This is a genomic window from Saprospira grandis DSM 2844 (assembly GCF_000275825.1).
Lineage (GTDB): Bacteria > Bacteroidota > Bacteroidia > Chitinophagales > Saprospiraceae > Saprospira > Saprospira grandis_A.
This window is the reverse complement of sequence record NZ_JH719942.1, coordinates 4420533-4422561: the sequence shown is the minus strand read 5'-3', so window position 1 is coordinate 4422561 and position 2029 is coordinate 4420533. Positions and strand designations below refer to the sequence as shown.

Annotated in this window: 2 protein-coding genes; both read left to right on the top strand. The window is 36.6% G+C overall.

The features are described from left to right. Positions 1-74 precede the first annotated feature (74 nt). Positions 75-1169 (top strand): RHS repeat-associated core domain-containing protein, encoded by a 1095-nt coding sequence (locus SAPGRDRAFT_RS23720; RefSeq protein WP_002661245.1) that lies wholly within the window; start codon positions 75-77, stop codon positions 1167-1169. After that, a complete protein-coding gene (locus SAPGRDRAFT_RS19645) occupies positions 1153-1875 on the top strand; it encodes a hypothetical protein (RefSeq protein WP_002661244.1) in 723 nt (240 codons plus the stop codon). The genes SAPGRDRAFT_RS23720 and SAPGRDRAFT_RS19645 overlap by 17 nt, the downstream gene beginning before the upstream one ends. The last annotated feature ends 154 nt before the right edge of the window (positions 1876-2029 follow it).

Genomic DNA, 2029 nt, shown 5'->3' with positions numbered 1-2029 from the left:
CAGGCAGACTCGGATATTATTTCGGCAGTGGTGAGTGAAGCTGGACTTTCTGCAGATGTGGAAGGGATAAATCTTTGGGTCAAGACAGCAGCCAAACTGGACAGGCAGATTATTATTTGGCGCAGGTTTCTTCGGCAAGCCTATATTATCCATTCGGTTGGGAAATGCCTGGGCGCAAGTTTGTGAGTGGGGAGGGGTATCGTTTTGGGTTTAATGGGAAGGAAACGGATGAGGATGCAACTAGTGGCAGCTATGATTTTGGAGCGAGGATGTATAATAGCCAGTTGGGGCGGTGGTGGTCTGTGGATGCAAAAAAAGAAAAGTACCCTCAGTTTAGTCCTTATCATGCAATGGGTAATAATCCTATTATAACCATAGATCCTGATGGAAATGAGAATGTAGTTGTTATCGGTAATCAAGGTAAGAGCCCTAAGAACGGAGGTGGACCAAAATCTCCTAATAAAAGAAGCTTTTTGGAAGCTGGCTTTAATGAGGCAATGAATTTTAATAAAGACAGAAAACACAATGGTGAAAAAACAACTATGATTGTATATTCGGGGACATATACTGATGAGCAAATAAGCTACTATCAAGAACGAGCGAAAGATGCAGGTATAAATTTTGTTCTGGCTAAAAATAAAAATGATGTTAAAAGTTATATTAACAAAGTAGGTGGATTTGTAGGTGAGCAAGTAACTAATGATAGACAAAAAGATTTGATTACTGATTTTGCTTATGTAGGACATGCCGGTCCTGAAGCTTTGTATTTAGGTTATGGGAGTGATGGAGCTCAAATAGCCCCTTATGATATATCAAAGTATGCTTTTCATAGTGATGCCTATTGTCATCTAAATGGATGTGGTACAGGGGCTGATAAAATTGTTAGATTGAATAAAGTAGACAAAACGGGAACAGATATCCTTTTTCAACGATTTAAAAATGACATAGCAAAAGATTTAAAAGCATATAGAACGCCTATTTGGTGGGGCGTTCCTAATAAGTCAGGAGAGTTTACTCCATCTAACAAAAAATATGCAAGACCTACTAACAGAGATGTCTTAAATAAGACTGGACGTTTAGATAATCCTGAATCTCCTACTAGATGGAGTTCAGATAATAAAGGAACGGGACATCCCTCAAATTCAAAAGTAAATGGAAAAGATTATTAGCAAGATTTTTTGGACAATCTGTTTGTCAATGTCTTTATGTCTTCAATTGGTAAAGGGCCAGGATTCAATTGTAATATCTCTTCGTCCAGCCAACTTAGATGCTTGGTATTATGAAGATATAACATTTAATAAAGAAGAAATTTACTTTTTGAAGTATTGGGATGGGCTGTCAAAAAGAGTATTGATAAGATTAAATAGGTATAAGGAATTTCATCAATTTTTATTGTCGTCTTTTTCTTCTAAAGAAATAGCTAGGCTAGATGAAGTCTATAGAACAAATTTGGCAACTAAAGAAGCCAATTGTGAGGCTTTATATGAAGTTAAGTTCTCTATTTATGAGAATGGAGAAAGAGAAATATATGTAATAACTATTTTTGAAAAAAGCTGTGAGGTTGAAGGTACTGATATTCCAGAATTAAATCGAATACTGTTATTTTGGAAAGATTTTTTTCGAGAACATGGATGTAGCAAAGCCTACAATATTCACTCTGTGGTTTCGGGAGAAAGCTATGAGAGCATATGCAAGAAATATCAAATGGATGAACTTGTTGTTATTATTTATAATAGTTTTTATGAAGATGTTTTTAGAGCATTAAATCAGCGGGACTTAGATCTTAAAGCGATATGGGAACATAAGCAAGCACTACATCCAAAGGACAAGTTGTTAATTCCTTGCTTGCCTGAAAAAGTAAGCAAGTATGAATAGCTATTTAGCCGTATTATAGTATGCAGTCATTTTTGTTGGGCCTTGGTCTTTCTTGCCGCAGCGGCTTGAAAGCCCCTGCTTTGTTTGTGGGAAGGATATATTTGGTTTTCAGGTCCTGCGGCTTTTAAGCTGCAGGCCAATTGTTGCTTCTGAG